26 protein-coding genes are annotated in these 25,837 nt (G+C 72.5%); 11 read left to right on the forward strand and 15 right to left on the reverse strand.

What is annotated here, in order from left to right; translation table 11 throughout:
- Positions 1–672 (reverse strand): endonuclease NucS, encoded by a 672-nt coding sequence (gene nucS, locus IE177_RS03955; RefSeq protein ID WP_190013270.1) that lies wholly within the window; start codon positions 670–672, stop codon positions 1–3.
- A gap of 276 nt (positions 673–948) precedes the next feature.
- On the opposite strand from nucS, the gene IE177_RS03960 reads away from it, so the two are divergent.
- On the forward strand, positions 949–1,341 hold the full coding sequence (locus IE177_RS03960; protein WP_190013271.1) for an SCO5389 family protein: 393 nt from the start codon (positions 949–951) through the stop codon (positions 1,339–1,341).
- Between the two features lie 114 nt (positions 1,342–1,455).
- On the opposite strand, the gene IE177_RS03965 is transcribed toward IE177_RS03960, so the two are convergent.
- Entirely contained in the window at positions 1,456–2,484 is a 1,029-nt protein-coding gene (locus tag IE177_RS03965) for an LLM class flavin-dependent oxidoreductase (RefSeq protein ID WP_190013272.1), read from the reverse strand.
- Positions 2,485–2,708: 224 nt separating this feature from the next.
- Between IE177_RS03965 and IE177_RS03970 the strand changes: the two genes are divergently transcribed.
- Positions 2,709–3,041: an Rv1322 family protein gene (locus IE177_RS03970; RefSeq protein ID WP_190013273.1), complete on the forward strand. Its 333-nt coding sequence runs from the start codon at positions 2,709–2,711 to the stop codon at positions 3,039–3,041.
- Positions 3,042–3,069: 28 nt separating this feature from the next.
- On the opposite strand, the gene IE177_RS03975 is transcribed toward IE177_RS03970, so the two are convergent.
- The 8 genes from IE177_RS03975 to mce form a co-directional block, all read right to left on the reverse strand.
- The gene (locus tag IE177_RS03975) at positions 3,070–3,951 is read right to left on the reverse strand and encodes an ABC transporter permease (RefSeq protein ID WP_190013274.1); all 882 of its coding nucleotides are present in this window, start codon (positions 3,949–3,951) and stop codon (positions 3,070–3,072) included.
- On the reverse strand, positions 3,948–5,477 hold the full coding sequence (locus tag IE177_RS03980; RefSeq protein WP_190013275.1) for an ABC transporter ATP-binding protein: 1,530 nt from the start codon (positions 5,475–5,477) through the stop codon (positions 3,948–3,950). Before IE177_RS03980 ends, IE177_RS03975 begins: the two co-directional genes overlap by 4 nt.
- A 131-nt stretch (positions 5,478–5,608) precedes the next feature.
- Positions 5,609–6,382 carry an ABC transporter permease gene (locus tag IE177_RS03985; protein WP_190013276.1) on the reverse strand — a complete coding sequence of 258 codons (774 nt, stop codon included), beginning with the start codon at positions 6,380–6,382 and terminating at the stop codon, positions 5,609–5,611.
- A gap of 3 nt (positions 6,383–6,385) precedes the next feature.
- Complete coding sequence (locus IE177_RS03990) at positions 6,386–7,339, reverse strand: ABC transporter ATP-binding protein (RefSeq protein ID WP_190013277.1); 954 nt, start codon at positions 7,337–7,339, stop codon at positions 6,386–6,388.
- A gap of 71 nt (positions 7,340–7,410) precedes the next feature.
- A complete protein-coding gene (locus IE177_RS03995) occupies positions 7,411–7,674 on the reverse strand; it encodes a DUF3253 domain-containing protein (RefSeq protein ID WP_190013278.1) in 264 nt (87 codons plus the stop codon).
- 207 nt (positions 7,675–7,881) lie between these two features.
- Positions 7,882–8,817: a coiled-coil domain-containing protein gene (locus tag IE177_RS04000; RefSeq protein ID WP_190013279.1), complete on the reverse strand. Its 936-nt coding sequence runs from the start codon at positions 8,815–8,817 to the stop codon at positions 7,882–7,884.
- Between the two features lie 184 nt (positions 8,818–9,001).
- On the reverse strand, positions 9,002–12,916 hold the full coding sequence (gene scy, locus IE177_RS04005; RefSeq protein ID WP_190013280.1) for a polarized growth protein Scy: 3,915 nt from the start codon (positions 12,914–12,916) through the stop codon (positions 9,002–9,004).
- 207 nt (positions 12,917–13,123) lie between these two features.
- Positions 13,124–13,564, reverse strand: coding sequence for a methylmalonyl-CoA epimerase (gene mce, locus IE177_RS04010; protein WP_190013281.1), 441 nt, complete (start codon positions 13,562–13,564; stop codon positions 13,124–13,126).
- Positions 13,565–13,713: 149 nt separating this feature from the next.
- Here mce and IE177_RS04015 point away from each other — a divergent pair, with 149 nt between their 5' ends.
- The 3 genes from IE177_RS04015 (at position 13,714) to IE177_RS04025 (ending at position 17,328) form a co-directional block, all read left to right on the forward strand.
- Positions 13,714–14,913: an acetyl-CoA C-acetyltransferase gene (locus IE177_RS04015; RefSeq protein ID WP_190013282.1), complete on the forward strand. Its 1,200-nt coding sequence runs from the start codon at positions 13,714–13,716 to the stop codon at positions 14,911–14,913.
- 59 nt (positions 14,914–14,972) lie between these two features.
- The gene (gene meaB / locus IE177_RS04020; RefSeq protein WP_190013283.1) at positions 14,973–15,929 is read left to right on the forward strand and encodes a methylmalonyl Co-A mutase-associated GTPase MeaB; all 957 of its coding nucleotides are present in this window, start codon (positions 14,973–14,975) and stop codon (positions 15,927–15,929) included.
- Positions 15,930–16,074: 145 nt separating this feature from the next.
- Complete coding sequence (locus tag IE177_RS04025; protein WP_190013284.1) at positions 16,075–17,328, forward strand: MFS transporter; 1,254 nt, start codon at positions 16,075–16,077, stop codon at positions 17,326–17,328.
- Here IE177_RS04025 and IE177_RS04030 read toward each other — a convergent pair.
- From IE177_RS04030 to IE177_RS04045, 4 genes are all read right to left on the reverse strand, one after another.
- Entirely contained in the window at positions 17,303–17,779 is a 477-nt protein-coding gene (locus IE177_RS04030) for a MarR family winged helix-turn-helix transcriptional regulator (protein ID WP_190013285.1), read from the reverse strand. The two genes, IE177_RS04025 and IE177_RS04030, sit on opposite strands and share 26 nt — an antisense overlap.
- Before the next feature lie 92 nt (positions 17,780–17,871).
- Positions 17,872–18,678: an AIM24 family protein gene (locus tag IE177_RS04035; RefSeq protein ID WP_190013286.1), complete on the reverse strand. Its 807-nt coding sequence runs from the start codon at positions 18,676–18,678 to the stop codon at positions 17,872–17,874.
- The gene (locus IE177_RS04040; protein WP_190013287.1) at positions 18,675–19,325 is read right to left on the reverse strand and encodes an AIM24 family protein; all 651 of its coding nucleotides are present in this window, start codon (positions 19,323–19,325) and stop codon (positions 18,675–18,677) included. The genes IE177_RS04035 and IE177_RS04040 overlap by 4 nt, the downstream gene beginning before the upstream one ends.
- A 1-nt stretch (position 19,326) precedes the next feature.
- Positions 19,327–19,959, reverse strand: a complete 633-nt coding sequence (locus IE177_RS04045; RefSeq protein WP_190013367.1) for an AIM24 family protein — start codon at positions 19,957–19,959, stop codon at positions 19,327–19,329.
- 183 nt (positions 19,960–20,142) lie between these two features.
- On the opposite strand from IE177_RS04045, the gene IE177_RS04050 reads away from it, so the two are divergent.
- Both IE177_RS04050 and IE177_RS04055 read left to right on the forward strand, forming a co-directional pair.
- On the forward strand, positions 20,143–20,487 hold the full coding sequence (locus IE177_RS04050; protein ID WP_190013288.1) for a DUF3817 domain-containing protein: 345 nt from the start codon (positions 20,143–20,145) through the stop codon (positions 20,485–20,487).
- Positions 20,484–20,774, forward strand: a complete 291-nt coding sequence (locus tag IE177_RS04055; protein WP_190013289.1) for an MTH1187 family thiamine-binding protein — start codon at positions 20,484–20,486, stop codon at positions 20,772–20,774. The genes IE177_RS04050 and IE177_RS04055 overlap by 4 nt, the downstream gene beginning before the upstream one ends.
- Positions 20,775–20,782: 8 nt before the next feature.
- Here IE177_RS04055 and IE177_RS04060 read toward each other — a convergent pair whose 3' ends face one another.
- Positions 20,783–21,763, reverse strand: a complete 981-nt coding sequence (locus IE177_RS04060) for an ArsR/SmtB family transcription factor (RefSeq protein WP_190013290.1) — start codon at positions 21,761–21,763, stop codon at positions 20,783–20,785.
- A 75-nt stretch (positions 21,764–21,838) separates the two neighbouring features.
- On the opposite strand from IE177_RS04060, the gene IE177_RS04065 reads away from it, so the two are divergent.
- The 4 genes from IE177_RS04065 to icmA all read left to right on the forward strand — a co-directional run bounded on the left by IE177_RS04065 (position 21,839) and on the right by icmA (position 25,827).
- Entirely contained in the window at positions 21,839–23,146 is a 1,308-nt protein-coding gene (locus IE177_RS04065) for an MFS transporter (RefSeq protein WP_190013291.1), read from the forward strand.
- Between the two features lie 11 nt (positions 23,147–23,157).
- Positions 23,158–23,667, forward strand: coding sequence for a MarR family winged helix-turn-helix transcriptional regulator (locus tag IE177_RS04070; protein WP_190013292.1), 510 nt, complete (start codon positions 23,158–23,160; stop codon positions 23,665–23,667).
- Positions 23,668–23,710: 43 nt separating this feature from the next.
- Positions 23,711–24,049, forward strand: coding sequence for a DUF3817 domain-containing protein (locus IE177_RS04075; RefSeq protein WP_190013293.1), 339 nt, complete (start codon positions 23,711–23,713; stop codon positions 24,047–24,049).
- Between the two features lie 74 nt (positions 24,050–24,123).
- On the forward strand, positions 24,124–25,827 hold the full coding sequence (icmA, locus tag IE177_RS04080; protein WP_190013294.1) for a coenzyme B12-dependent isobutyryl-CoA mutase large subunit: 1,704 nt from the start codon (positions 24,124–24,126) through the stop codon (positions 25,825–25,827).
- Positions 25,828–25,837 lie beyond the last annotated feature (10 nt).

Below are 25,837 nucleotides of genomic sequence, written 5' to 3' on the forward strand. Positions count from 1 at the left end.
TCAGAACAGGCGCAGCTTGTCGTCCTCGATGCCGCGCAGCGCGTCGTAGTCCAGGATCTGGCAGTTGATGCCACGGTCGGTGGCGAGGACGCGGGCCTGGGGCTTGATCTCCTGCGCGGCGAACACCCCGCGCACCGGCGCCAGATGAGGGTCGCGGTTCAACAGCTCCAGATAGCGCGTGAGTTGCTCGACGCCGTCGATCTCGCCCCGCCGCTTGATCTCGACGGCGACCGTCGCGCCGTCGGCGTCCCGGCAGAGGATGTCCACCGGGCCGATCGCGGTCATGTACTCGCGGCGGATGAGTGTGTAGCCCTCGCCGAGCGTGTCGATGCGGTCGGCGAGCAGTTCCTGGAGGTGGGCTTCCACGCCGTCCTTGATCAGACCCGGGTCCACGCCCAGTTCGTGCGAGGAGTCGTGGAGGATCTCCTCCATCGTGATGATCAGTTTCTCGCCCGCCTTGTTGACGACGGTCCACACGCCCTCGTCCTCGCCCGTGCCCTCCTTCAGCGTGCAGGGCGGCGACATCCAGTTGAGGGGCTTGTAGGCCCGGTCGTCGGCGTGGATGGAGACGCTGCCGTCCGCCTTGACCAGGATCAGGCGGGGCGCCGAGGGCAGGTGGGCGGTGAGCCGGCCGGCGTAGTCGACCGAGCACCGGGCAATGACGAGACGCATGGTCGGCAACGCTACTCGACGCCCGAGGCCCGGCGCGATCCGCCCGTCCCGCTCCCTGTGGATCGCCCCGTTTGTCCCTGGAAACTCTTGTTCATCCCTGGCCGATTGTGGGCGTAACTGGACCGTTCCATATACGCAATCTGCTGGTGTGGTCACCGACCGTTGCCTACCGTAGGGAACGGGAGGTCGCGGCGTCTGTACTGAGCGTGTTCGACATCGCGAACTCCCTCACCTGTCCGGCAACCCCTGCTCCGCGGGGGTGCGAGAGGAGAACCCATGTCGCTCGACGTCTCACCGGCCCTACTCGAACAGGCCGAGCGAGGCGAGGTCGACGAAGCAGACTTCGTCGACTGCGTCCGGACCTCCCTGCCCTACGCATGGGAGATGATCAGCTCCCTGGTGGCCCAGCTGAAGGTGGACGGCGGTCCCTTCGCCGACAACCAGACGCCCCCGCCGGACGAGCAGGCACGCGGTCAGCTGCTGCGTGCGCTCGCGAGTGACGCCATACGCGGTGCGCTGCAGCGGCACTTCGGCGTGCGGCTGGCCTTCCAGAACTGCCACCGCGTGGCGGTCTTCCCGCTGGACGCCTCGGTGGACGAGACGTTGGCCCGCTTCACGTCGGTGCGCAACCAGTTGCTCAACCAGTCGCCGGAGCTCAGGGACTGCTGACGCGCGGTTCCGGTACGGCCGAGGCCATGAGCCGCCTGCTTGCCGCTCCACCCGCGAAAGGCGTGATCGGCGCCGGGGCGGCAAGCGCCCCGGTGACGTGGGTCCGGACACGGGTCAGCGCAACTGGGGCAGCACCTCGGCGCCCATGCGCCGCAGGTTCTCCTCCGTGGCGGCGAGGTCGCCCGAGCCCTCCACGAGGAGGGCGAAGCGGGAGATGCCGGTGCGCTCCGACGTGGCCGCGAGCCGGTCGGCGGCGAGCCGCGGGGTGCCCACCGGGTGCAGCCCGCAGAGCAGTTCGGTGTAGGCGTGCGGGTCGCGCATCGCGCGTACCCGTCCGTCCACCGTCACGTGCGCCTCCAGGCCCTGCCTCAGCCACCCCGGCATCGCCTTCAGCAGCGTCTCCGCCGCGTCCGTGCGCCGGTCCGCGAGCTGGCAGACGCCGGCCGACACGTGGGCCGCCCCCGTGATCTCGTCGGCGGTGCGGCCCGCCGAGCGGGCGGTGCGCCGCCACAGGGCCACCATCTCGGCCTTCTCCTCGTCCCCCACGTGCATGCCCAGCAGCATGGGCAGTCCGCGCTCGGCGGCCAGCCGGACGCTCGCCGGCGAGGTGCACGCGACGACGACCTCGGGGCCCGGGGCGTCCGTCAGCGCCTCCGACGGCCGGGGCACGACCGGCACCTCGCGGAAGGAGTACCGCTCCGAGGAGGCCGCCACGGACGGTTCCCGCAGCCAGCGCAGCAGCAGATCGAGTGACTCCGGAAACCCGTGTTCGTACGCCCCGAGTCCCGCGCCGAACACCTCCAGGTCCACCCAGGGCCCGCCGCGGCCCACGCCCAGCGTGAACCGTCCGCCGCTCGTCAGGTGCAGCAGCGCGGCCTGTTCGCCCAGGGCGACCGGGTGCGCGGTGGGCAGTACGCTGACGGCCGTGCCGACGCGCACCCGGCGGGTGCGGCCGAGCAGCAGGGCGGCCAGCGTGACCGCCGACGGACATGTGCCGTAGGGCACGAAGTGGTGCTCGGCCAGCCATACGGTGTCCAGCCCGGCCTCCTCGGCGACCTCCGCCGAGCGGACCGCCCGGTGCAGGGCCTCCCCCTGGCCCTGGCCCGGGAACTGGGCCGCCAGCACAAAACTTCCTACACGCATCGCTCTTCCTGCTTCCTTGGCTCCGACCCGGAGCTCCCCCACACCCGGCATAACCGTCTGACACGTGCCCAGGACACGGCCTGGCGGGGAGATTTGCGGATTGTCTGCAGAATGGGTCGCCCGGGAGGGTGACTTGTGCGGTTTGGAGCCGTACGCGTACCCCTCTCGGCGGCGCGTAGGCTGGAGGCAGTCAGTGCTCCTTGTATAGCCCCGAGAGGTGTCCCGTGTCGCCGCGCCGCAACCGACCGAAGGCAGCCGGATCGTCGGGCCGCAGCGCCGAGGACGACCGCGCGGGCCGGTACGGCGGCTGGCAGTCCACGGAGAGCTGGCAGGGCGAGGACTGGAGTGTGCGCCACGTCGCCGGCGCCGGCGCGGAGGGCAAGACGTACCGGTGCCCCGGCTGCGAACAGATGATCCCCTCCGGCGTCCCGCACGTGGTGGCGTGGCCGGAGCACGCGGGCGTCGACGACCGCCGCCACTGGCACAAGGCGTGCTGGAACGCGAGGGACCGCCGCACCACGCGGGTGCAGCGGTCCCGTAACGCGCCGCGGTTCTGACCGCGGGCCGGAGCCTTCCGGTAAGGCCCTAGACGTCCCGCTTCTCCAGCAGCGCGTAGGCCCCGGCGTACACCACCGCCGTCAGGCCCAGCATGATCCACAGCGGGTCCCAGCCGCTGGGGCCGGAACCGGTCAGGCCGTTGTCGTAGAAGGCCCCGAGCTGGCTCGGGATGGAGTACTCGAACAGCCACTCCTGGAGCTTCTGCATCGACGACGCGGCCATGAACAGCGCGATGACGAGCGGAGCGAGCACCGCACCGATCATGATCGTGATGGCGCCCGCCGAGTGCCGGATGATCGAGCCGATGAGCAGCGACAGCAGGCCGAGCAGCGCGATGTAGAGGCTGACGCCGACGGTGGCCTTGAGCCACTGCCCGCCGGTGGGGCTGTCGGCGCCGGCGTTGCCCAGCATGGACGAGTGGAGCATGGCCACGAAGCCGGAGGAGGCCAGCGTGGTGACGAAGGCGACGGTGAAGAAGACGATCGACTTGGCGGCGAGCACCCGGCCCCGGCTCGGGCAGGCGGTCGCCGTCGTGCGGATCATGCCGGTGCTGTACTCCGAGGCCGTGGTCAGCACGCCGAGCGTCATGATGCACATGCTGCCGAGGAGCAGTCCGAAGAACCCGAAGGACAGCATGTTCTCGCCGCTCAGGCTCTCGGAGTCGGAGTTGGCCTCGACCACCGCGCCGGTCAGCAGGCCGATGCCGACGACGAGCAGCAGGAAGACGCCGAGCGTCCACATCGTCGAGCGCACCGACTTGATCTTCGTCCACTCGGAGGCGAGCGCGTGCCCGAGGTGGGTGCGCACGACCGGGATCGGCGACGTGTAGCCGGGGTACGGCCCGCCGGGCGCCGCCTGCCAGTCGGTCGCGGCGGGGGCCTGCGGCATCGGAGGCTGGTGGGTGCTCATCGGGCGTCCTCGGTCTGGGTCGGGTCGGCGGGGGAGGAAGCGGCGGGGGCGGCGACGGAGGCCGGGGCCGTGGCAGGGGTCTCGGGGCCGGCGGCCGGGGGAGCGGCGGGCGCGGGCGCGGCGGCCGGGACCGGCGGTGCCGCCGGGGTGTCCGGCGTGGCGGTCGCGGGGGCCGGGGGAGTGGCGGGCGTCTGCCGCGGCGCGGCGTCCGCGGCCGGCGGCGTGGCCGGGGCTCCCGGGGCGGCGGCCGGTGCCTCGTCGCGCGGCGCCGCCGGGGCCGGCTGGGCCGGGGTGGGCTGCTGCGGCGCCTGACCCGCCTGCGGGGCCTGTGCCGGCTGCGGGGCACCGGCGGCCTGAACCGCCTGCGGGGCCTGGGCCGGCTGGGCCGGGGGCTGGGCGTACGGGTTGGGGGCGGGGGCGCCCGGCGCGGCGTACGCGTGGGCGGGAGCGGTGCCGTACGGGTTCGCCGGTGCTCCCGGCATCGCGAACGGCTGGCCGCCCTGCTGGGGCGGCGGCGGGGCGTACCAGCCGGGCTGGCCCTGGCCGGGCACCGGCACCGGCGGCTGGGCGCCGGGAGGCAGCTGCTGCTGAAGGCCCGCCTTCTGGTCGACGGTCGACCGGTAGTCGACCACGGCCTGCGTCATCCGCATGTACGCCTCCTCCAGCGAGGCCTGGTGCGGCGACAGCTCCCACAGCCGTACGCCCGCCTCGTGCGCGAGGTCGCTGATGCGGGGCAGCGGCAGCCCGGTGATGCGCAGGGCGCCGTCCTGCTCGGGCAGCACATGGCCGCCGGCCCCGGTCAGCGCGGAGGTCAGCTTCTCGCGCAGCTGCGGCTCGGTGTCGGGGGTGCGCACCCGGGCGAAGTCCGCGGAGTTGGCCGAGATGAAGTCCCGCACGCTCATGTCGGCGAGCAGCTGCCCGCGGCCGATCACGATGAGGTGGTCGGCGGTCAGCGCCATCTCGCTCATCAGGTGCGAGGAGACGAAGACGGTACGGCCCTCGGCGGCGAGGGACCGCATCAGGTTGCGGACCCACAGGATGCCCTCGGGGTCGAGTCCGTTGACCGGCTCGTCGAAGAGCAGCACCTGCGGGTCGCCGAGCAGCGCGGCGGCGATGCCGAGGCGCTGGCCCATGCCGAGCGAGAAGCCCTTGGAGCGCTTTTTGGCCACGTCCTGGAGGCCGACGACCCCGAGCACCTCGTCCACGCGCCGGGCCGGGATGCCCGAGAGCTGGGCGAGGCTGAGCAGGTGGTTGCGGGCGGACCGGCCGCCGTGGACGGCCTTGGCGTCGAGCAGCGCGCCGACCTGGCGAGGGGCGTTGGGCAGCTTGCGGTACGGGTAGCCGCCGATGGTCACCGAGCCGGACGTGGGGTTGTCCAGCCCGAGGATCATCCTCATCGTCGTCGACTTGCCGGAGCCGTTCGGCCCGAGGAAGCCGGTGACGGTACCGGGCCGCACCCGGAAGGAAAGGTTGTACACGGCGGTCTTGTCGCCGTAGCGCTTGGTCAGGCCGACAGCCTCGATCATGCTCCGCACCCATCGAAAGGTTCAGGACAGCGGGGCACACGCCCCCGTAAGGGTTAGGAGGATATCGGGGCGCTGACGGTTCCGCTCAAGTAAAGGTAAAGCCAAAGCGCTACTTTGCGTGACGCCATGGGCTACTGGGCGTCCCGCCGCTTCAGGAGTGCGTAACCTCCCGCCAGTGCGGCGATCACCCACAGCGCCATGATGCCGAGCCCGCCCCAGGGCCCGTAGGGGGTGTCGTCGCCGAACCTCGGCACCACCTGCATGATCCGGCTGCCGGCCTGGTCGGGCAGGAAACGGCCGATCCTCTTCGTGGCGTCGACGTTGCCGAGGATGTTGGAGATCAGGAAGAAGAACGGCATGAGGATGCCGAGCGACAGCATGGGCGAGCGCAGCATCGCGGCGACGCCCATGGAGAACAGGGCGATCAGCGTCATGTACAGCCCGCCGCCGACCACCGCGCGCAGCACGCCGGGGTCGCCGATCCGGGTGCCGAGGGAGCCCAGCATCGCCTGCCCGAGGAAGAAGGCGGCGAAGCTCGTCACCATGCCCACGACCAGCGCCAGCGCGCCGGCCACCGCGATCTTGCTGAACAGGAAGGTGCCGCGCTGCGGCACGGCGGCCAGCGAGACCCGGATCATGCCGGTGCTGTACTCGTTCGAGACGACCAGCACCCCGAACACGATCATGGCGAGCTGGCCGAGGGTCATGCCCGCGAAGCTGATGACGGTGGGATCGAAGGAGAGCCGCTCGCGCAGGGGCATGCCGCCGTACTGACTCCGGGTCAGGGCGGAGATCAGCATGCCCAGGGCGAGCGTGACGACCACGGCCAGCGACAGCGTCCACACCGTGGACGCCACGGACCGGATCTTGGTCCACTCGGACCGGATGACCTGGACGGCCGCCATGGCTCACGCCCCCTTCCAGCCGGCGCCCCAGTCCTGCGGTGCCGGATCGGGACGGGAGTGCGCGTGGTACTCCACCGCGTCCGCCGTCAGCCTCATGAACGCCTCCTCCAGCGAGGCCTGCCGCGGGCTCAGCTCGTGCAGCACGAACCCGGAGCGGGCCGCCAGCTCGCCGATCCGCTCGGCCTTGTCGCCCTCCACCTCCAGCGCCCCGCCGCCCGCCTGCACCGCGGTGATCCCGGCCTCGTGCAGCACGTCGAGCAGCCGTTCGCGCTGCGGGGAGCGGATGCGGACGTAACTGCGCGAGTTCTGCCGGATGAAGTCGGCCATGGAGGTGTCCGCGAGGAGCCGCCCCTGCCCGATGACGACCAGGTGCTCCGCCGTCAGCGCCATCTCGCTCATCAGATGGCTCGACACGAACACCGTGCGCCCCTGCGCGGCCAGCGACTTCATCAGCGTCCGGATCCAGTGGATGCCCTCCGGGTCGAGCCCGTTGACCGGCTCGTCGAACATCAGGATCCGCGGATCGCCGAGCAGCGCCCCGGCGATCCCCAGCCGCTGCCCCATGCCCAGCGAGAACCCCTTGGCCTTCTTCCGCGCCACCGAGGTGAGCCCGACGGTGTCCAGCACCTCCGCCACCCGGCGCTCGGGGATCCCGTTGCTCTGCGCGAGGCACAGCAGGTGGTTGTAGGCGCTGCGCCCGCCGTGCACCGCCTTGGCGTCCAGCAGCGCGCCGATGTACGTCAGCGGGTCCTTCAGCCGGTCGTAGTGCCTGCCGTCGATGCGGACGTCGCCGGCGGTGGGGTGGTCGAGCCCGAGGATCATCCGCATGGTCGTGGACTTGCCGGCACCGTTGGGCCCGAGGAACCCGGTCACGACGCCCGGCCGGACCGTGAAGGTGAGACGGTCGACCGCCACCGTGTCGCCGTACCGCTTGGTCAGTCCCTCCAGCTCGATCATGCGGCCACGCTAGGACGGGCTCGGGGCCCCTGCCACTCGGGGCCGCCGGCGGGCACGGCCGCTCGCGGGGGTCACCGGGCCGGCCGCCGGATCCGGATGGGCCCGCGGGCTCCGGCGGGGTCGACGGGCGTGCCGCGCTGGGTGATCTCCACCTGGCCCCGGGCCGCGAGCCGGGCCGCGGCGCGGCGGACGGGCTCCATCAGCTCCCGCCACCCCTCGTCCGCGGACCGGTGCACCGCGCGGGCGACGTCCGAGGGACAGACGGACGCACCGGGGGCCCGCCGGTCGAGCAGGCCGAGGATGGCGTCTTCGAGGGCCCGATCGGTGACTGGCATACGAACGGCCCCTTCCCGGTCGGCCCGCGCCGGTCGGCCCGCGCCCGGTCCCGGACGGCCCGCGCTTCCTCCGTCAGGCTACGCGCGCCCCGGACGGCCCGTCCGCGGACCAAGGCGCCGCGGGCGTCCGCCGCCGGGACCGCGCACGCGAGAAGGGGCGGCGGGACCATGCCCCACCGCCCCTCGAGGCGTCGTGCGTGCCGGACCCTAGCGGGTCTGCTGCGCCGGAACGCCGCGGGAGACCGGCTCGTCGTCGGTGGACGTGCCGGCCGCGGCGACAGCGGCGCCGGTCAGCGTGGCGAGCATCTCGCGGACGTTCGTCAGCTGCGCGTTGATGGAGTCGCGGCGGTTGGTGAGGGCGGCCAGCTCACGCTCGGACTCCGACCGGATCCGGTCGGCCTTGGCGTTGGCGTCGGCCACGATGTCCTCGGCCTGGCGCTGGGCCGTCTCCACCGTCTGGCGGGCGCGGCGCTCGGCGTCCGTGCGCAGCTTCTCCGCCTCCAGGCGCAGCTGCTCGGCACGGTGCTCGATCTCGGCCAGGCGCTTCTCCGCCTTCTGCTGGCGCGAGGCCAGGTCGCGCTCGGACTGCTCACGGCGCTTGGCCAGGTTGGTCTCGAAGTCGGCGGCGGCCTGCGCGGCCTTGGCGCGGGTCTCCTCGAAGAGGGCGTCCGCCTCCTCCCGCTTGGACTGCGCGTCCTTCTGCGCGTCGGCACGCAGCTGCGAGGCCTCGCCCTTGGCCTTCTCGACGATCCGGACGCCCTCGTCCTCGGCCTTGGACTTGCGCTCGGCGGCGTAGGCCTCGGCGTCGTTGCGGACCTGCTGGGCCGCCGACTCGGCGAGGTCGCGGTGCTGCTCGGCGGCGCGCCGGGCCTCCTCACGGAGCTCCTTGGCCTCTTCCTCGGCCAGCCGCAGAATCTTCTCGACCCGCGCGCCGAGGCCCGCGTACGACGGCTCCGCATCGGTGACCTGGGCCTGGGCGTTCTGCGTTTCGAGGTGCAGCTCCTCGATGCGCTTCTCCAGAGCGGTGATGCGGGCGAGAGCGCTGTCACGGTCGGAGACGAGCTTGGAGATGCGTTCGTCCACCTGAGCGCGGTCGTACCCACGCCGCACAAGCTCGAAGCCGTAGGGGGAAGTGTCGCTCATGGGGTTCCTGTCGAATGAGACCGGTGAGGTGATAAGGGGAATCCTAGGGGCCGAAGCGGTGTGTCATCGAGCGGATACGGTTTTGATCTGGAGAATGGCACCTCTTTTGAGTGGCTGACCGGCGGACGGCTTGCCAACGACTCGGGCAAAGCCCCCCAGAAGACACCGGAACGCCTCCCGGCCGCTAGCCGTCCGGCGATTTCCCACCCGATCGGGGTGCGCCCACGGCCGCGCCCGCCTTGACCCCGCCGTCCTTGCCCGCCGACGGCGCCTCGAAGGACTCCAGCGCCTCCAGGACGTCCTGGACCCGGGAGATCTCGGCGTTGATGTCCTCGCGCCGGCGCACCAGGACCTCCAGCTCCCGCTTGCCCTCCTCGACCGTGCGCCGCGCCTCGCGGATCGCCTCGGCCTTCAGCTCCTCGGCCTCCTTGACCAGGCTGGCCTTCTTCTGCTCGGCCTCCTTCAGCAGCCCCTCCGCCTTCTTGACGGCGGCGATGCGCACCTTGCCCGCCTCCGAACTGGCGTCGGACAGGATCTCCTTGGCCTTGGCCTGCGCCTTCTCCAGCTGCTCCTCGGCGGCCTTGATGAGCGCGTCGCACCGGTCGCCGGTGGACCTCATCGTCTCGGCGGCCTCGCGGCGGGCCCGCTCGTGCAGCTCCTCGATCTCCGAGGTCACGCGGTCGCGCAGCTCCTCCGCGCGCTCCCTGATCGCGGTCGCGTCCCGGCGGGCGCCGACCAGCAGCTCGTCGGCGTCCGTACGGGACTTCTCCACCAGGGAGTTGCCCTCGACGGTCGCCTCGGACACGATCCGTTCGGCCTCGTTGCGGGCCGCGCCGACCATCGTGTCGGCCTGCGCCTCGGCGTCGGCCGTGGCCTTCTGGGCCTGCTGCTGGGCCTCGGTGAGCAGCTTGTCGGCCTCGGCCGCGGTCTCCGTGATGAGCGTGTCGACCTGCTCGGCCGCCTCCGAACGCCGCTTGTTGGCCTCCTTGCGGGCCTCGTCCAGGGTCCGCTCGGCCTCCTCACGGGCCAGGCTCACCAGCCGGTCGGCCTCGGCCTCGGCGTCCACCTTGACCCGCTCGGCCTCGGCCCGCAGCCGCTCCGCGTGCGCCTGCGCGGTCCCGACCGTCTCGGCCGCCGCGGCGCGCAGCCGCTCGGCCTCGCCGGTGGCGTCCCCGAGGAGCTGCTCGGCGCCCGCGACGGCCTCGGCGCGGACCCGGTCCGCCTCGGTGAGGGCCTCGGTGCGCACCCGCTCGGCCTCGGCGGCGGTCTCCGTCTGCAGCCGCTCGGCCTCCGCGACCGTCTCGTTCTGCAGGCGCTCCGCCTCGCTGCGGGCCTCGGTGATGAGGGTGTCCGCCTGCGCGGCCGCGTCCGAGCGGATGCGGTTGGCGTCCTCGCGGGCGTCCGCGCGGGTGCGGGCGGCCGCCTGGTCGGCCTCGGCGAGCGCGTCCGAGGCCTCGGTACGCACCCGCTGCGCGTAGTCGGAGGCGTCCGAGCGCAGCCGCTCGGCCTCCGTGATCGCCTCCGCCATCGTCCGCTCGGCCAGCCCCTTGGCGGCCTCGGACTCCTCGTTCGCCTCGCGCCGGATGCGGGAGGCGTCCTCGCTGGCCCGCTCCCGCTCGGCGTAGGCGTCGGCGCGGACGCGGTCCGCCTCCTCCTCGGCCTCCCGCCTCGCACGCTCCGCCGCGTGCTCGGCGGCCGAGCGCAGCCCGGCGATCTCCTCCTGCGCCTGCTCGTGCAGCCCGGCGACGGAGTCGCGTACCTGCTGTGCGTGCTGCTCGGCGGCGGCGACCATCTCGGTGGCGCGCCGGTCGGCCTCCTCCACCAGCCGGGTCGCCTCGGTCTGCGCCTCCTCGACGCGACCGCGCGCCACGGCGAGCAGCTCCTCGCTCTGCGCGCGGGCCCGCTCGCGCTCCTGGTCGGCCTCCTCGCGGGCGGAGCCGAGGAGTTCCTCGGCCTCGCGGCGGCGCCGGGCGGCCTCCTCCTGCGCGGCGGCCAGCGTCTCGGACGCCTCGGTGCCGAGCCGTTCCGCGGCGGCCTGCGCCTCGGCGCGCACCCGGTCCGCGGTGTCCTGGGCCTCCACCTTCAGCCGCTCGGCCTCGGCGGCGGCCTCGGAGCGCAGCCGTACGGCGACGGCCTCACCCTCGGCGCGGGAGGCGGACGCGTCGGCCGCGGCCTCGTCGCGCAGGCGTTCGGCCTCGGCCTCGGCCTGCTGCTGGAGCGCGCGGATCCGCTCGGCGGACTCCGCGCGCAGCCGCTCGGTCTCCTCGCCGGCCTCCCGGCGGATCCGGGCGGCCTCCTCGCGCGCGTCGGTGAGCGCCTGCTCGGCGGCCTCCAGCCGCTCCCGGGTGTCCGTCTGCAGCCGCGTCAGTTCCTCGGCGGCCTCGCCGCGGCGGGTCTCGACGGCCCGCTCGGTCTCCTCGCGCAGCTCCCGCGCGGCCCGCTCGGCGTCCGCCCGGACCGTCTCGGCCTGCTCGTCGGCCTCGGCGCGCAGCCGCTCGGCCTCCTTGCGGGTGCGCTCCAGGGTCTCCTCGGCCTGCCGGCGCAGCGCCGTGGCGCGCTCGATGGCCTCGGTGCGGACCTTCTCGCTGTCCGTGGTCGCCTTCTGCCGCAGCTCGTCGGCGTCCGCCTTGGCCTTGGCCAGCAGCTCCTCGGCGGACTTGGCCGCCTCCTCGATCTGCGCGACCGCCTCGCGGCGCGCCTCGGCGCGGATCGACTCGCCCTCGGCTACCGCGTCGGCGCGCAGCTGCTCGGCCTCGCCGCGCAGCCGGCGGGCCTCCTCCTGCAGCTCGACCGTCTTGGCGCGGTACTCCTTGGTGTCGTCCTTCGCCGCGCCCTTGAGCTCCTCGGCGATGTCGTGCGCCTCGGCGCGCAGCCGGTCGGCCTCGGCCTCCGCCTCGCTGCGGATCCGCTCGGCCTCCTCGGTCGCGGCCCGCGTGGTCTTCTGGGCGTCCTCGGACGCCTTGTTCAGCACGTCCTCGGCGGTTCTGGCCGCCTTGGACAACTGGGTGGCCGTCTCCTCGGCGGTGGCGGAGCGGGCCTTCTCGGCGGCCTCGGCGAGGATCTTCTCCGCCTCGGCCCGCGCGTCGGCGACCAGCTGCTCGGCCTCGGACCTGGTGTTCTCGGCCTCCTTGGTGGCCTCCTCGACCAGCCGGGCGACCTGCTCCTTGGCGGTGCGCGTGCGCGTCTCGTTGGCGGACTCGGCGCTCGTCAGCGCCTTGGCGGCGGCCTCCTTCGCCTCCGTGACCACCTTCTCGGCCTCGGCCTGCGCCTTGCGCAGCGCCTCCTCGGCCGCCGCCATCCGCTCCTCGGCGGCCCGGCTCAGCTCCGCGGCCTGGCGGCGGGCGGTGTCCGACTCGCTGACCGTCGCGGTGCGCAGCTGCTCGGCGTGCTCGGTGGCCTCCTGGGCCTGCGTGGAGGCGGCGTTCAGCAGCCGCTCGGCGTCCGTGCGGGCCCGGCGCAGGATCTGCTCGGCCTCCGCCCGGGCCGACTCGGCGTCGTTCTGCAGCCGCTCCCGGGCCTCCCGGGTCAGCCGTTCGGCCTCCGCGCGGGCGGCCGCCATGGCCTGCTCGGCCTCCGCCCGGGACTCCTCCAGCAGCCGGCGGGCCTGCTGCTCGGTGCGGGCGCGCAGCTGCTCGGCCCAGGCCACGTTCTCGTTGACGTGCGACTCGACGGTGGCACGGCGCTCGGCCAGCTCCTGGTCGAGCTGCTGGCGCCGGGTCACGGCCTCCTGGTGCAGCTCGGTCTGGAGGCGGGCGGCCTGCTCGGCGTGCTCCTGCAGGATGCGCTGGGTCTGCGCGCGGGCCTGGCTCAGCTCGCGCTCGGCGTCCTGGCGCAGCTGCTCGGCCTGCATCTGGGCGTTGCGCAGCAACTGCTCGGCCTGGTAGCCGATGTCACCGCCGTCGTAGGCGGGCCGGGTCATGAGGGTGCGCCGCGCCTCGTGCAGCTTGGCGCGCAGCACCTCGACCTGGTAGCCGAGGTCCTCGGCGTGCTGGATCGCCTTTTCCCGCTCGGTCTTCAGCCGCTTCATCTCGGCCTCGAACCGAGAGAGGTGGTCGACGTCAGCCGCCGGCTCTCGCTCCTGGCTCTCGTAGCCCCGCACTGCGCGGTCCCATCCGTCCCCTGGTCAGCTTCTCCTACGAGCTCCGTCCATCCGCCGAACGGGGCCCCCGGGGAATGGTGTCAGATCAACGGCGGAGCACGGGCTGCTGCCCCGACGCTCGTCCCCCGAAACCCGGACCCCGGCATGCGGTCGCCCGGCACTTCGAGGGCGACCGCCCCCAACCCTACCGGCCCTTATGTACGGGGGTCAGTGCTCGGGCGACTCAACCGGGGCCGAAGTGACCAGTTCCGTGAGGACGCCATGGCAGTCCTTGGGGTGCAGGAAGGTGATCCGCGACCCCATGGAACCGCGTCGTGGCTCGTCGTACAGCACGCGAACGCCCTTGTCGCGGATGCCGGCGGCCTCCGCGTCGACGTCCGCCGTGCCGAAGGCGATGTGGTGGACGCCCTCGCCGTTCTTCGCCAGCCACTTGCCCACCGCGGAGTCCTCGCGGGTCGGCTCCAGCAGCTGGAGGTAGGAGGCGCCGCCGTCCGAGGTCTCGTTGATCTTGAGCATGGCCTCGCGCACGCCCTGTTCTTCGTTGACCTCGGTGTGGAACACCTCGAAGCCGTACGTGGCCCGGTAGAACTCGACGGTGGCGTCGAGGTCGTGGCAGGCGATCCCGATGTGGTCGATTCGCGTCAGCATGGTTTCAGTGCAGCGCTCCCGCGTTGGTTACGCAACGTGCGCGCGATCACACCGACAGGCCGATGACGGCGCGCTCTACCGCTCAGTACATTCGAAGTAAACCCTCGTTCACTCCTCGGCTGTGCAGGCCGGTAAGGGGATCGCAGCTCATGTCTTCAGGAACGACCAGCTCTGTGATCGTCGCGGGCGCCCGTACGCCCATGGGACGACTGCTGGGCTCGCTCAAGTCCTTCTCCGGGGCCGATCTGGGCGGCTTCGCGATCAAGGCCGCCCTCGACCGCGCGGGTATCGGCGGCGACCAGGTGCAGTACGTGATCATGGGCCAGGTGCTGCAGGCCGGGGCGGGGCAGATCCCGGCGCGCCAGGCTGCGGTCAAGGCCGGCATTCCGATGAGCGTCCCGGCGCTCACCATCAACAAGGTCTGTCTCTCGGGCCTGGACGCCATCGCGCTGGCCGACCAGCTGATCCGCGCGGGTGAGTTCGACATCGTGGTGGCCGGCGGCCAGGAGTCCATGACGAATGCCCCGCACCTGCTCCCGAAGTCCCGTGAGGGCTTCAAGTACGGCGCGGTCCAGATGCTCGACGCGATGGCGTACGACGGTCTGACCGACTCCTTCGAGAACGTCGCCATGGGCGAGTCCACGGAGAAGCACAACACCCGCCTCGGCATCGGCCGCGCCGAGCAGGACGAGATCGCCGCCCTGTCCCACCAGCGGGCCGCCGCCGCGCAGAAGAACGGCATCTTCGAGGCCGAGATCACCCCGGTGGAGATCCCGCAGCGCAAGGGCGAGCCGGTCGTCTTCAGCAAGGACGAGGGCATCCGCGGCGAGACCACCGCCGAGTCCCTCGGCAAGCTGCGCCCGGCCTTCGCCAAGGACGGCACGATCACCGCCGGCTCCTCCTCGCAGATCTCGGACGGTGCGGCGGCCGTGGTCGTGATGAGCAAGGCCAAGGCCGAGGAGCTGGGCCTGGAGTGGCTCGCCGAGATCGGCGCCCACGGCAACGTGGCGGGCCCGGACAACTCCCTGCAGTCCCAGCCCTCCAACGCCATCGCCCACGCCCTGAAGAAGGAGGGCCTGGAGGTCTCCGACCTCGACCTCGTCGAGATCAACGAGGCCTTCGCCGCCGTCGCCGTGCAGTCGATGAAGGACCTCGGCGTGTCCACCGAAAAGGTGAACGTGAACGGTGGTGCGATCGCCCTGGGTCACCCGATCGGCATGTCCGGCGCCCGTCTCGTGCTCCACCTGGCGCTCGAGCTCAAGCGGCGTGGCGGCGGTGTCGGCGCGGCCGCGCTGTGCGGTGGCGGCGGCCAGGGTGACGCGCTGATCGTGCGGGTACCGAAGGCCTGAGCCCTCCTTCCGGGGCGCCTCACGGCGCCTTCGAGTTCTTCTAGCTGAACGGAGCTGTGATGCAGGACGTCTCCTCTCTGGTGACCCAGGCCAGGGAAGGCCGGCCGCGGGCCGTGGCCCGGCTGATCTCCCTCGTGGAGGGGGCGTCCCCGCAGCTCAGGGAGGTCATGGCGGCGCTGGCCCCGCTGACCGGCAACGCCTACGTGGTGGGCCTCACCGGCTCGCCCGGCGTCGGCAAGTCCACCTCGACCTCCGCGCTCGTCACGGCGTACCGCAAGCAGGGCAGGCGGGTCGGCGTCCTGGCCGTCGACCCGTCCTCGCCGTTCTCCGGCGGCGCCCTGCTCGGTGACCGCGTCCGGATGTCGGACCACGCCTCCGACCCCGGCGTCTACATCCGCTCGATGGCCACCCGGGGCCACCTCGGCGGCCTCGCGTGGGCGGCGCCGCAGGCGATCCGGGTGCTGGACGCGGCGGGCTGCGACGTGATCCTCGTCGAGACGGTCGGTGTCGGCCAGTCCGAGGTGGAGATCGCCTCGCAGGCGGACACCTCCGTCGTCCTCCTGGCCCCCGGCATGGGCGACGGCATCCAGGCCGCCAAGGCCGGAATCCTGGAGATCGGCGACGTCTACGTCGTCAACAAGGCCGACCGGGACGGCGCCGACGCCACGGCCCGCGAACTGAACCACATGCTGGGCCTGGGCGAGGCCCGCGGCCCCGGCGACTGGCGCCCGCCGATCGTGAAGACGGTCGCGGCCCGCGCCGAGGGCGTCGACGAGGTCGTGGAGGCCCTGGAGAAGCACCGGGCCTGGATGGAGGAGCGCGGCGTTCTCGCCGAGCGCCGCAGGGCCCGCGCGGCCCGCGAGGTGGAGACCATCGCGGTCACCGCCCTGCGCGAACGCATCGGCGACCTGCACGGCGACCGCCGCCTCAGCTCCCTCGCCGAGCGCATCGTCGCCGGCGAACTGGACCCCTACCGCGCGGCGGACGAACTGGTGGCGGGCCTGACCCAGGGCTGAGGGTGGCCGGCCGGTGATCAAGCTGCTAGCTTGACCGGCATGTTCCTCTCCCTGGCGTAGAGCGCGCACCGGATCGCGGGGCCCCGCACGGAGCCACCGCGTCCTTCGGTGTCCCCTCTCCCGCCTCCCGCAGAGGAACTCCAGCGTGTCCACGCATCCCCAGCGGCGTCCGTCGTACGCCGCCGTCCTGCGCGTCCCGCACGCGCGCCGCACCTTCGCCGCCGCCCTGACCGCCCGCCTGTCCTACGGCACGGTCTCCCTGGCGGTCATGCTCTCCGTCACCCGTTCCACCGGGTCCTACGCCGTCTCCGGCGTCGTGCTGTCCCTGTTCGGCGCCACGACGGTGTTCCTGATGCCGCTCAGGGCCTCGCTGATCGACCGCCACGGCCCCCGCCGGGCCCTGCTGCCCATGGCGGCGCTGTACGGCGCCCTGCTGAGCGTCCTGGCCGTCCTGACCTGGCGGCCCGGGGCGCCGGCGGTGGCCGTCGGCGCCGCGGCCGCCCTCGCGGGCTGCTGCGCGCCCCCGCTGGGCCCGACCATGCGCGCCCTGTGGTCCGAACTCGTGCACGACCGGGACCTGCTGCAACGTGCCTACAGCCTGGACGGAGTCGCCGAGGAACTGCTGTTCGTCTCCGGCCCCGCCCTGGTCGGCGCGCTCGTCGGCGTCGCGCCCCCGGCGTCCGGCATCCTGTTCAGCGCGGTGCTGGTCGTGGTGGGCACCTGGGTCTTCGTCACGTCACCGGCGATGACCGGCCCGCGCCCATCGGTCCCCGGCAGGCGGCTGGGCGCGGTGCGCGGGCTGCTCGCCCCGGTCGCCGTGGCCGCCGGGGTGGGGCTGGCCCTGAGCGGCGTGGACCTGCTGGTGATGGCCTTCGCCGCGGAACATTCCCACGGCACCACGCTCGTGCCCTGGGTCCTGGGCGCGCTCTCCGCCGGCAGCGCGGTGGGCGGGCTGGCCAACGGGGTGGTGACGTGGCGGGCGCCGGCCCGCACCCGGCTGTGCCGGCTCACCGCCGGCCTCGGCCTGGTGATCGCGGCGGCGGGCCTGGCCCCCGGCCTGTGGACGCTCACGGCGGCCATGGCCTGCGCGGGGGCGTTCATCGCCCCGGCTCTGACCACGGCGTACCTCCTGGCCGACGAAACGGCGGCCGAAGAGGCCCGCACTCAGGCCGGGGCCTGGGTGAACATGGCCGTGAACGCCGGAAGTTCGGCGGGAGCGATGGTGGCGGGGCTGCTGGTCGGGCGGCTGCCGCTGGTGGTCTGCTTCCTGCTGGCGGGCGCGGTGGCGGTGTCGGCCGCGCTGCTCGCGGCGCCGTGGCGGCGCCGGCCCCCGGAGCCCGGGTCGCACCCGTACCCCGGAGGCCCGGCCGACGTCAGGGACGCCCCCGCTGCCCTCTGAGATGCTCGGCGATCGGCTTGAGCGCCTTGTCCAGTTCCATCAGCGACTCCGCGGAGAGCAGATCGATGAAGTGCCGCCGCACCGACGCCACGTGGTGCGGCGCCACCTTCCGCATCGTCTCCATGCCGTGCTCGGTCAGCACGGCGTAGAGCCCCCGGCGGTCGGACTCGCAGTTCTCCCGGCGCACCAGGTTGGCGTTCTCCATGCGCGTGATCTGGTGCGACAGCCGGCTCTTGGACTGAAGGGTCGCCGAGGCGAGATCACTCATCCGCATCCGCACGTCGTCGGACTCGGAGAGATTCACGAGGATCTCGTAGTCGTTCATTGTCAGGCCGAACGGCTGCAGATCCTTTTCGAGCTGGTACGTCAACAGCCTGTTGACCTCCAGGTGGGTGCGCCAGGCGCACTGCTCCGCATCGGTCAGCCAGCGCGTGGCCGTCTCGGTCTCCATGAATGAAGTCTACCTAAGAAGTTGAATGACGAACTACTTCGGGTGGTGTGACAGTGCGCACGCGTTCGACGTCACACTCCGCAGACTACCGCTCACAGCCCGAAGCGACGCTGGAGGTCCCCCAGCTGTCCGGGAAGGCGCGGTGCACCCGACGATTGCGGACCGTGTCCGACCGGTGCCGCTACGCCACCGCCGGGCACCCCCGATTCCGCCGGAACCAGACCCGTGGCCTGCTCCGCCATCAGTGTCTCGCTCGACTGCAGAAGGACCGTCCCCGCCCCCACGAACTCGAACTGGTGCTCCTCGCCGGAGGCCCCGCCCAGGCCCGTCATCGCACGTAGACCGCCCATGATCCCCGTCAGGTACCCGTGGTCGTAGTGGTGGCAGGGGGACGGGCAGTCGGCCCAGCCGACCAGCGCCTGGGGGTCCACCCGGACCGGGGGTTCGACGAAGACCACCGGACCGTTAGATGCGGCCACGAACTTCCCGGTTCCGATCAGGGTCAGAAAGCCCGGCACGATCGATTGCTTGAGTGCGAGACTTGGCTGATAAGCGAGCAGATTGCCCGCGCGAATGGTCAAGTTCCCGTCGTCCAGGTCATAGGAGTTGACGTCGAAGGCCCGGTCGGCCAGCAGCATCTTCCCCGAGCCCTGCGCCACGACCCAGTCGCTCGCGTGCAGTGGCGAATGGAACGACGTACGGACAAGTCGGTCGAGTCGCCCGTGCCCGATGCCGTCGAACTCGATCGCCCCGTAGTAGGCGATCATCTTCCCCTTCTGCAGGAACCACTGCCCGCTCTTGAGTTCCACGCAGAACGTGTACGGGTTCACGTTGTCGTCGGCGGGCAGCGTCACCGGGTCGTGCACCACCGGGCCGCCGGGATTTCCGTACGCGCTCACAGCTTCTCCTCCGAGGCCTGGACGTACACCGTGCCATCGCCGCTCAGCTCCAGCTGGAAGGCCTCGCCCGAGCCGCGGCCCACCATGTCGCGCCAGCCCAGCGCGGTGGACAGTCTGTTGCGGACGTCGCCGTGGTGGGCGACGTAGGCCTGCGGGTCCACATGGACCGGGCGCCGCGGGGTGACCGGGATCTCGAAGACGCCGCCGTGCGCCATCACGGCGACGGAGCCGTGGCCCTGGAGGGTGGTGGTGAACAGCCCCTGCCCGGTGACCTGGCCCCGCACCAGTCCCATGACCCCGCCCTGCGAGCCCATGAACATCGTGCCCTGGCGCAGCGTGCCCTCGAAGGCGAGCAGCCGGTCGGCCTCGACGTACAGGGTGTCGCCGGAGAGGCCGATGACGTGGACGTGGTGGCCGCCGTGCCCGAAGAAGACGGTGCCGCTGCCCTCGACCGACATGAGCGGGGTCGCCTCGCCGGCCACCCGGCGGCCGATCATGGACATCAGCCCGCCCTGCCCGCCCTGGACGCTGGGCGTGAAGGACACGTCCCCGCGGTAGGCGAGCATGGCCCCGCGCTGGCTGAACAGCCGCTGCCCAGGCAGCAGGGTGGCCTCGACCATCTTGGAGTTGATCTCTCGGAAGGTCATGTCACAGGTCCCCCGCGATCGTGTTCCGCTCGCTCGGCTGCACGTACACCAGCCCGTCGCCCTCGAACCGGATCTGGAAGGCCTCGCCGCCGCCCTCCCCGAGGAGCGTGCGGAACGTCACACCGGACTGCAGGGACTGCCGCACGTCGCCCTGGTGGGCGATGTAGGCGCCGGGATCCACGGTCAGCGGGTACTGCGGGCTGACCCGGAGCACCACGGCCGGCCCGTCGGACATGATCGCCGCCTGTCCGTGCCCCTCGACGGTCGTCGTGAACAGCCCGTTTCCCTGCGAGGCGCCGCGCAGCCCCGTGAACGTCGTGCCCGTTCTGAGCGCCGCGTCCGTCGCCAGCAGATTGCTCGACTCGACGCAGAGCTTGTCGCCCCGGAGGTGCACCAGGTTGATCTCGGACGCCCGGTCCGCGAACCAGCAGGTCCCCTCTCCTCTCACCTCCATCACCGTCATCTGCTCGCCGGTGAGCCGCCGGGTCACCATCCCGCGCAGCCCCTCGCCGCCGCCGCTCAGCTTCTTGAAGGACATCCGCCCGTCGTACGCGACCATCGAGCTGTTCTTCGCCTTGACGGCGTCCCCGGTCATGTCGACGGCGAGCACCTTGCTGCCTTGGAGTCGGAACATCGCCACGCTGCGAAAGTAGCGGCCGGGCGGGTGGACGGAACAGGTCCCGTAGGTGGAGAGCCACCCTGAGCGGACCCTTACGGGCGCCGTTTGCCACAATGGGGGGACGCTTGTGCGTGCGTTCACAAACCGGCGGGCCGCACCCCGGCAGACCGTCGTCGACACTCCCCCCGAAGGTGACCCGTGGACATCAAGACCGCCACCGCCCTCCGCCGCCTCCGCCTGGTCTCGGCCCCCGAGGCCGTGTCCTTCCTGATCCTGATCGTCTGCTCGGTGCTCAAGCGGACCACGGACTTCAACGCGGTGCCCGTGATGGGCGCGATCCACGGTGTCCTCTTCGTGCTGTACGTGCTCTTCTGGGCGGACGCCTGGAACCGGACCAAGTGGCCGCTGACGACCGCGGCCGTCTACTTCGCCCTGTCGGTGCTGCCCACCGGCGGCTTCTTCGCCGAGCGCAGGCTGCGCCGCGAGGCCGAGGACGCGGTCATCGCCGCGCGCGCCCGCAAGGAAGGGGTCGTGAACGCGTGATCGTCGCCTTCTCCGTAACGCCCCTGGGCGTCGGCGAGGACGTCGGGGAGTACGTCGCCGACGCCGTCCGCGTCGTGCGCGAGTCCGGCCTGCCCAACCGCACCGACGCCATGTTCACGTCCGTCGAGGGGGAGTGGGACGAGGTCATGGACGTGGTCAGGAGGGCCGTGGCCGCCGTGGAGGAGCGCGCTCCCCGCGTGTCGCTCGTCCTCAAGGCCGACATCCGGCCCGGCGTGACCGACGGGCTGACCTCCAAGGTGGAGACCGTGGAGCGGCACCTGGCCTGACGTCCGGCTCAGGCCGGCCGGGCCAGGGCGGTCCCGAGAGGCGTCCGTTCGTACAGCACCTGGTGGCCGTAGCGGCGGGAGACCAGCAGGCCCGCGTCCCGCAGGATCGTCAGGTGGGACGAGACCGACGACGGAGCCAGGCCCGAGCGGTGGGCCAGGGCGCTGGTCGTCGCCGGTTCGTCCAGCGCGGTCAGCACCGCCGCCCGGTTGCGGCCCAGCAGCCGTACCAGGGCCTGTGGCAGCCGCTCGGCCGGCTCCGTCCACAGACCCGCGATGCCCCGTGCCGGATAGACCAGGGTGGGCTGCCAGGGCGGTTCGAAGCCGGTCACCACGTCGGGCCAGGCGAACACGCTCGGCATCAGCACCAGGCCCTGCCCGCCGAGGTCGCGGGTGTGTTCGGTGTCCAGGGCGAGCGTCAGCGTGCGGCCGTCCCAGGACAGCCGGGTGTCCAGCTCGGGCAGCAGGGTGCCGAGACCCACTTCGGCCAGCCGCCGGGAGTGGAAGGCCACGTCCGCCTCCAGCAGGGCGCGCAGCCGGGGCCAGTCGGGGGCGATCAGCGCCTGCCAGGCCTCCTCCAGGGCGTCCGCCAGTTCCCTGATCATCCGCTCCGGGTCCGCGAGCCAGGCCCGGGCCTGCGGTGTGCCGGCAGCCCCCGGGGTGCAGGCCAGCGCGCGGGCGGTGTCCTCGCGGGCCGCCTCCGGGTCGGACGCCCGCACGGCCGCGATCTCCTCCGCGAACGTGGCCGCCGGGCCGATCGGCGGCGCGCCCAGCCAGTCCGGCGAGTGGCCGCGGCGGGGCATCAGCAGCCACAGCGGGGTCAGGTCGAGACCGGCCGCCGCGCCCCTGATCCGGCGCAGCCAGGGCGCCTGGTAGGCGTGCCGGTCCGGCCGGCGCAGGGTGCGCACCGCGTCCTGCGTCTCCCACAGCGGGGAGATCGCGAACCGGCAGCGCAGGAAGTCGTCGTCGCCGAAGCGCAGTCGTGAGGGCACGGCCCGCCTCCCGGAAGATTCGCCTGGAGCCGAAACTCTACGGCTCCCCGGCCGCCTCCCGGCACGCTGCCCCGCATGTCCGCCCCTTCCGCCGCCCCCGGGACCGCCCCGGCGCCCGCCGGCTACGGCCGTGTCCTCGCCGTGCCCGAGTTCCGGGCCGTGTTCGCCGCTCACGTGCTGTCCATGCTCGGCGTGATCGTGAGCGAGATCGCCCTGTCCGTCCTCGTGTACGACCTCACCCGCTCACCGCTGATGAGCGCGCTCACCTTCGCGCTGGGCTTCCTGCCGTACGCCGTCGGCGGCACCCTCCTCGCACCCGTGGCCGACCGCTTCCCGGCCCGGCGCGTGCTCGTCACCTGCGACCTGGTGTGCGCCGGGTGCGTGGCCGTCATGACGGTTCCGGGCACCGGCATCGGCGTCCTGCTCGCGCTGCGCTGTGCGCTCGCCGTCGTCTCGCCGGTCTTCTCCGGCACCCGCATGGCCACTCTGGCCGACGTCCTCGGCGCCGGAGACCTGTTCGTGCTCGGCCGCTCCCTGCTGCGGATCGTCGCCCAGAGCGCCCTGCTCGTCGGCTACGGCGTCGGCGGGCTGCTGCTGACCGCCGTCAGCCCGCGCCACGCGCTGCTGATCACCGTCACCACCTTCTTGGCCTCCGCCGCGCTGCTGCGCTGCGGCACCCGGCACCGCCCCGGCCGCACCCGCCCGGCCGCGCAGACCCCGCCGGGCGTCCGCCGGCTGTTCGCCGACCGCCGCGTCCGGACGCTGATGCCGATGTTCTGGGTGCCGGCCGCGTTCTCCGTCGTCCCCGAGGCGCTGGCGGCGCCGTACGCCGACCAGCTGGGCAGCGGGTCCGCCGGTCTCGGGCTGCTGATGTGCGCCCTGCCCGTCGGCACGGTGGCCGGCGAGCTGTTCGCCGGGGCCCGACTCGGGCCCGCGGCCCGCGAGCGCGTCGCGCTGCCCCTGCTGTGCCTGACCCTGCTGCCGTACCTCGGCTACGCCCTGCGCCCCGGGCTCGGCGTCTCGCTGCTGCTCCTGCTGCTGTCCGGGGCCGGGTCGGCGTACACGCTGGGCCTGGACCAGTGGTTGGTGCGGGCCGTTCCGGAGGAGGTCCGCGGGCGGGCCATGACCGTGCTGAGCGCGGGGCTGATGACCGTCCAGGGCGTCGGCATGGCGCTGGCCGGGGTGGTGGCGCAGGCGGCGGGGGTGCGCACGGCGGTGGCCGGCGCCGGGGTGCTGGGCGCCCTGTGCTGCTGCGGACTGGCCGCGGCGGCCCGGGCGACCGCAGAACGCGAGGCGGCCGGGGAGCCGGAGCGGCGGGCGGGCCGCGTGGGGAGGGCGACCGAAGGCCGAGACGGGGCTGCCCGGAAAATGACCGGCCGGTAGGGTCTGATGACGTGCCGAAGCCACTGAGCCTGCCCTTCGACCCCATCGCCCGCGCCGACGAGCTCTGGAAGCAGCGCTGGGGGAACGTGCCGTCCATGGCGGCCATCACCTCGATCATGCGTGCCCAGCAGATCCTGCTCGGCGAGGTGGACGCGGTGGTCAAGCCGTACGGGCTGACGTTCGCCCGCTACGAGGCGCTGGTGCTGCTCACCTTCTCCAAGGCCGGCGAGCTGCCGATGTCCAAGATCGGTGAGCGGCTGATGGTGCATCCCACGTCCGTGACGAACACGGTGGACCGGCTGGTGAAGTCGGGTCTGGTGGCCAGGCGGCCCAATCCGAACGACGGCCGCGGCACCCTCGCCGTCATCACCGACAAGGGCCGCGAGGTGGTCGACGCGGCCACCCGCGACCTCATGGCCATGGACTTCGGGCTCGGGGTGTACGACGCGGAGGAGTGCAAGGAGATCTTCGCCATGCTGCGTCCGCTGCGGGTCTCCGCACACGACTTCGACGAGGGGTGACCCCGGGCAAGATCTCCCGGAACGGGTGGTTACGCTCGACCGCATGAAGAAAAGCGTGCTGACCCGCTACCGCGTCATGGCCTACCTCACCGGCGTCCTCCTGGTGCTGCTGTGCCTGGGCATGATCGCGAAGTACGGGCTGGACATCGACGGTGCCGCCGACTTCACCCGGGTCGTCGCCATCGCCCACGGCTGGCTGTACGTCGTCTACCTGGTCTTCGCCTTCGACCTGGGCTCCAAGGCGAAGTGGCCGGTCGGCAAGCAGCTGTGGGTGCTGCTCGCGGGCACCGTTCCCACCGCCGCCTTCTTCGTCGAGCGCAAGATCAGCCACGAGCTGCAGGACCGGGTCGCCGACGAGGCCCCGGCCGTCGCCAAGGCCTAGCCCGCACCGCCGTACGGCACCGTACGGCGGTCTCCCATCGACATTTACTAGGACGTCCAAGTAAATTCGAGGGTATGGACGATGCTCACGCCATCGAGGAGGGCCGCCAGCGCTGGCAGGCCCGCTACGACGCCGCGCGCAAGCGCGACGCTGACTTCACCACGCTCTCCGGCGATCCCGTGGAGCCGGTGTACGGGCCCCGACCGGGCGACACGTACGAGGGATTCGAGCGGATCGGCTGGCCGGGTGAGTACCCCTTCACCCGCGGGCTCCATCCGACCGGCTACCGCGGGCGCACCTGGACCATCCGGCAGTTCGCCGGGTTCGGGAACGCCGAGCAGACCAACGAGCGGTACAAGATGATCCTGGCCGCGGGCGGCGGCGGGCTGTCCGTCGCCTTCGACATGCCGACCCTCATGGGGCGCGACTCCGACGACCCCCGCGCCCTCGGCGAGGTCGGCCACTGCGGGGTCGCCATCGACTCGGCCGCCGACATGGAGGTCCTGTTCAAGGACATCCCGCTCGGCGACGTCACCACCTCCATGACGATCAGCGGCCCCGCCGTGCCCGTCTTCTGCATGTACCTGGTCGCGGCCGAGCGGCAGGGCGTGGACCCGGCGGTGCTCAACGGCACCCTGCAGACGGACATCTTCAAGGAGTACATCGCGCAGAAGGAGTGGCTCTTCCAGCCCGAGCCGCACCTGCGCCTGATCGGCGACCTGATGGAGCACTGCGCGGCCGGCATCCCCGCCTACAAGCCGCTGTCCGTCTCCGGCTACCACATCCGCGAGGCCGGCGCCACGGCGGCGCAGGAGCTGGCGTACACGCTCGCCGACGGCTTCGGCTACGTCGAGCTGGGGCTCAGCCGCGGGCTGGACGTCGACGTCTTCGCCCCGGGCCTCTCCTTCTTCTTCGACGCGCACGTGGACTTCTTCGAGGAGATCGCCAAGTTCCGCGCCGCGCGCCGGATCTGGGCCCGCTGGATGCGGGACGTGTACGGCGCGAAGAGCGAGAAGGCGCAGTGGCTGCGCTTCCACACGCAGACCGCCGGGGTCTCGCTGACCGCGCAGCAGCCGTACAACAACGTGGTGCGCACGGCCGTGGAGGCGCTCGCGGCGGTGCTCGGCGGCACCAACTCCCTGCACACCAACGCCCTGGACGAGACCCTGGCGCTGCCCAGCGAGCAGGCCGCCGAGATCGCGCTGCGCACCCAGCAGGTGCTGATGGAGGAGACCGGGGTCGCCAACGTCGCCGACCCGCTGGGCGGTTCCTGGTACGTCGAGCAGCTGACGGACCGGATCGAGGCCGACGCGGAGAAGATCTTCGAACAGATCAAGGAGCGGGGGCTCAGGGCGCACCCGGACGGGCGGCACCCCATCGGGCCGATCACCTCCGGCATCCTGCGCGGGATCGAGGACGGCTGGTTCACCGGCGAGATCGCGGAGTCCGCCTTCCGCTACCAGCAGGCGCTGGAGAAGGGCGAGAAGCGGGTCGTGGGCGTCAACGTCGCGACCGGTTCCGTCACCGGCGACCTGGAGATCCTGCGGGTCAGTCACGAGGTGGAGCGCGAGCAGGTGCGGGTGCTCGCCGAGCGCAAGGCGGCCCGGGACGAGGGCGCGGTGCGTGCCGCGCTGGACGGCATGCTGGCCGCCGCCCGCTCCGGCGCCAACATGATCGAGCCCATGCTCGACGCCGTCCGCGCCGAGGCCACGCTGGGCGAGATCTGCGGGGTGCTGCGGGACGAGTGGGGGGTGTACACGGAGCCGGCGGGGTTCTGAGACGCGGCGG

Source organism: Streptomyces lucensis JCM 4490 (assembly GCF_014650035.1).
In the GTDB taxonomy this organism is placed as follows: domain Bacteria; phylum Actinomycetota; class Actinomycetes; order Streptomycetales; family Streptomycetaceae; genus Streptomyces; species Streptomyces lucensis.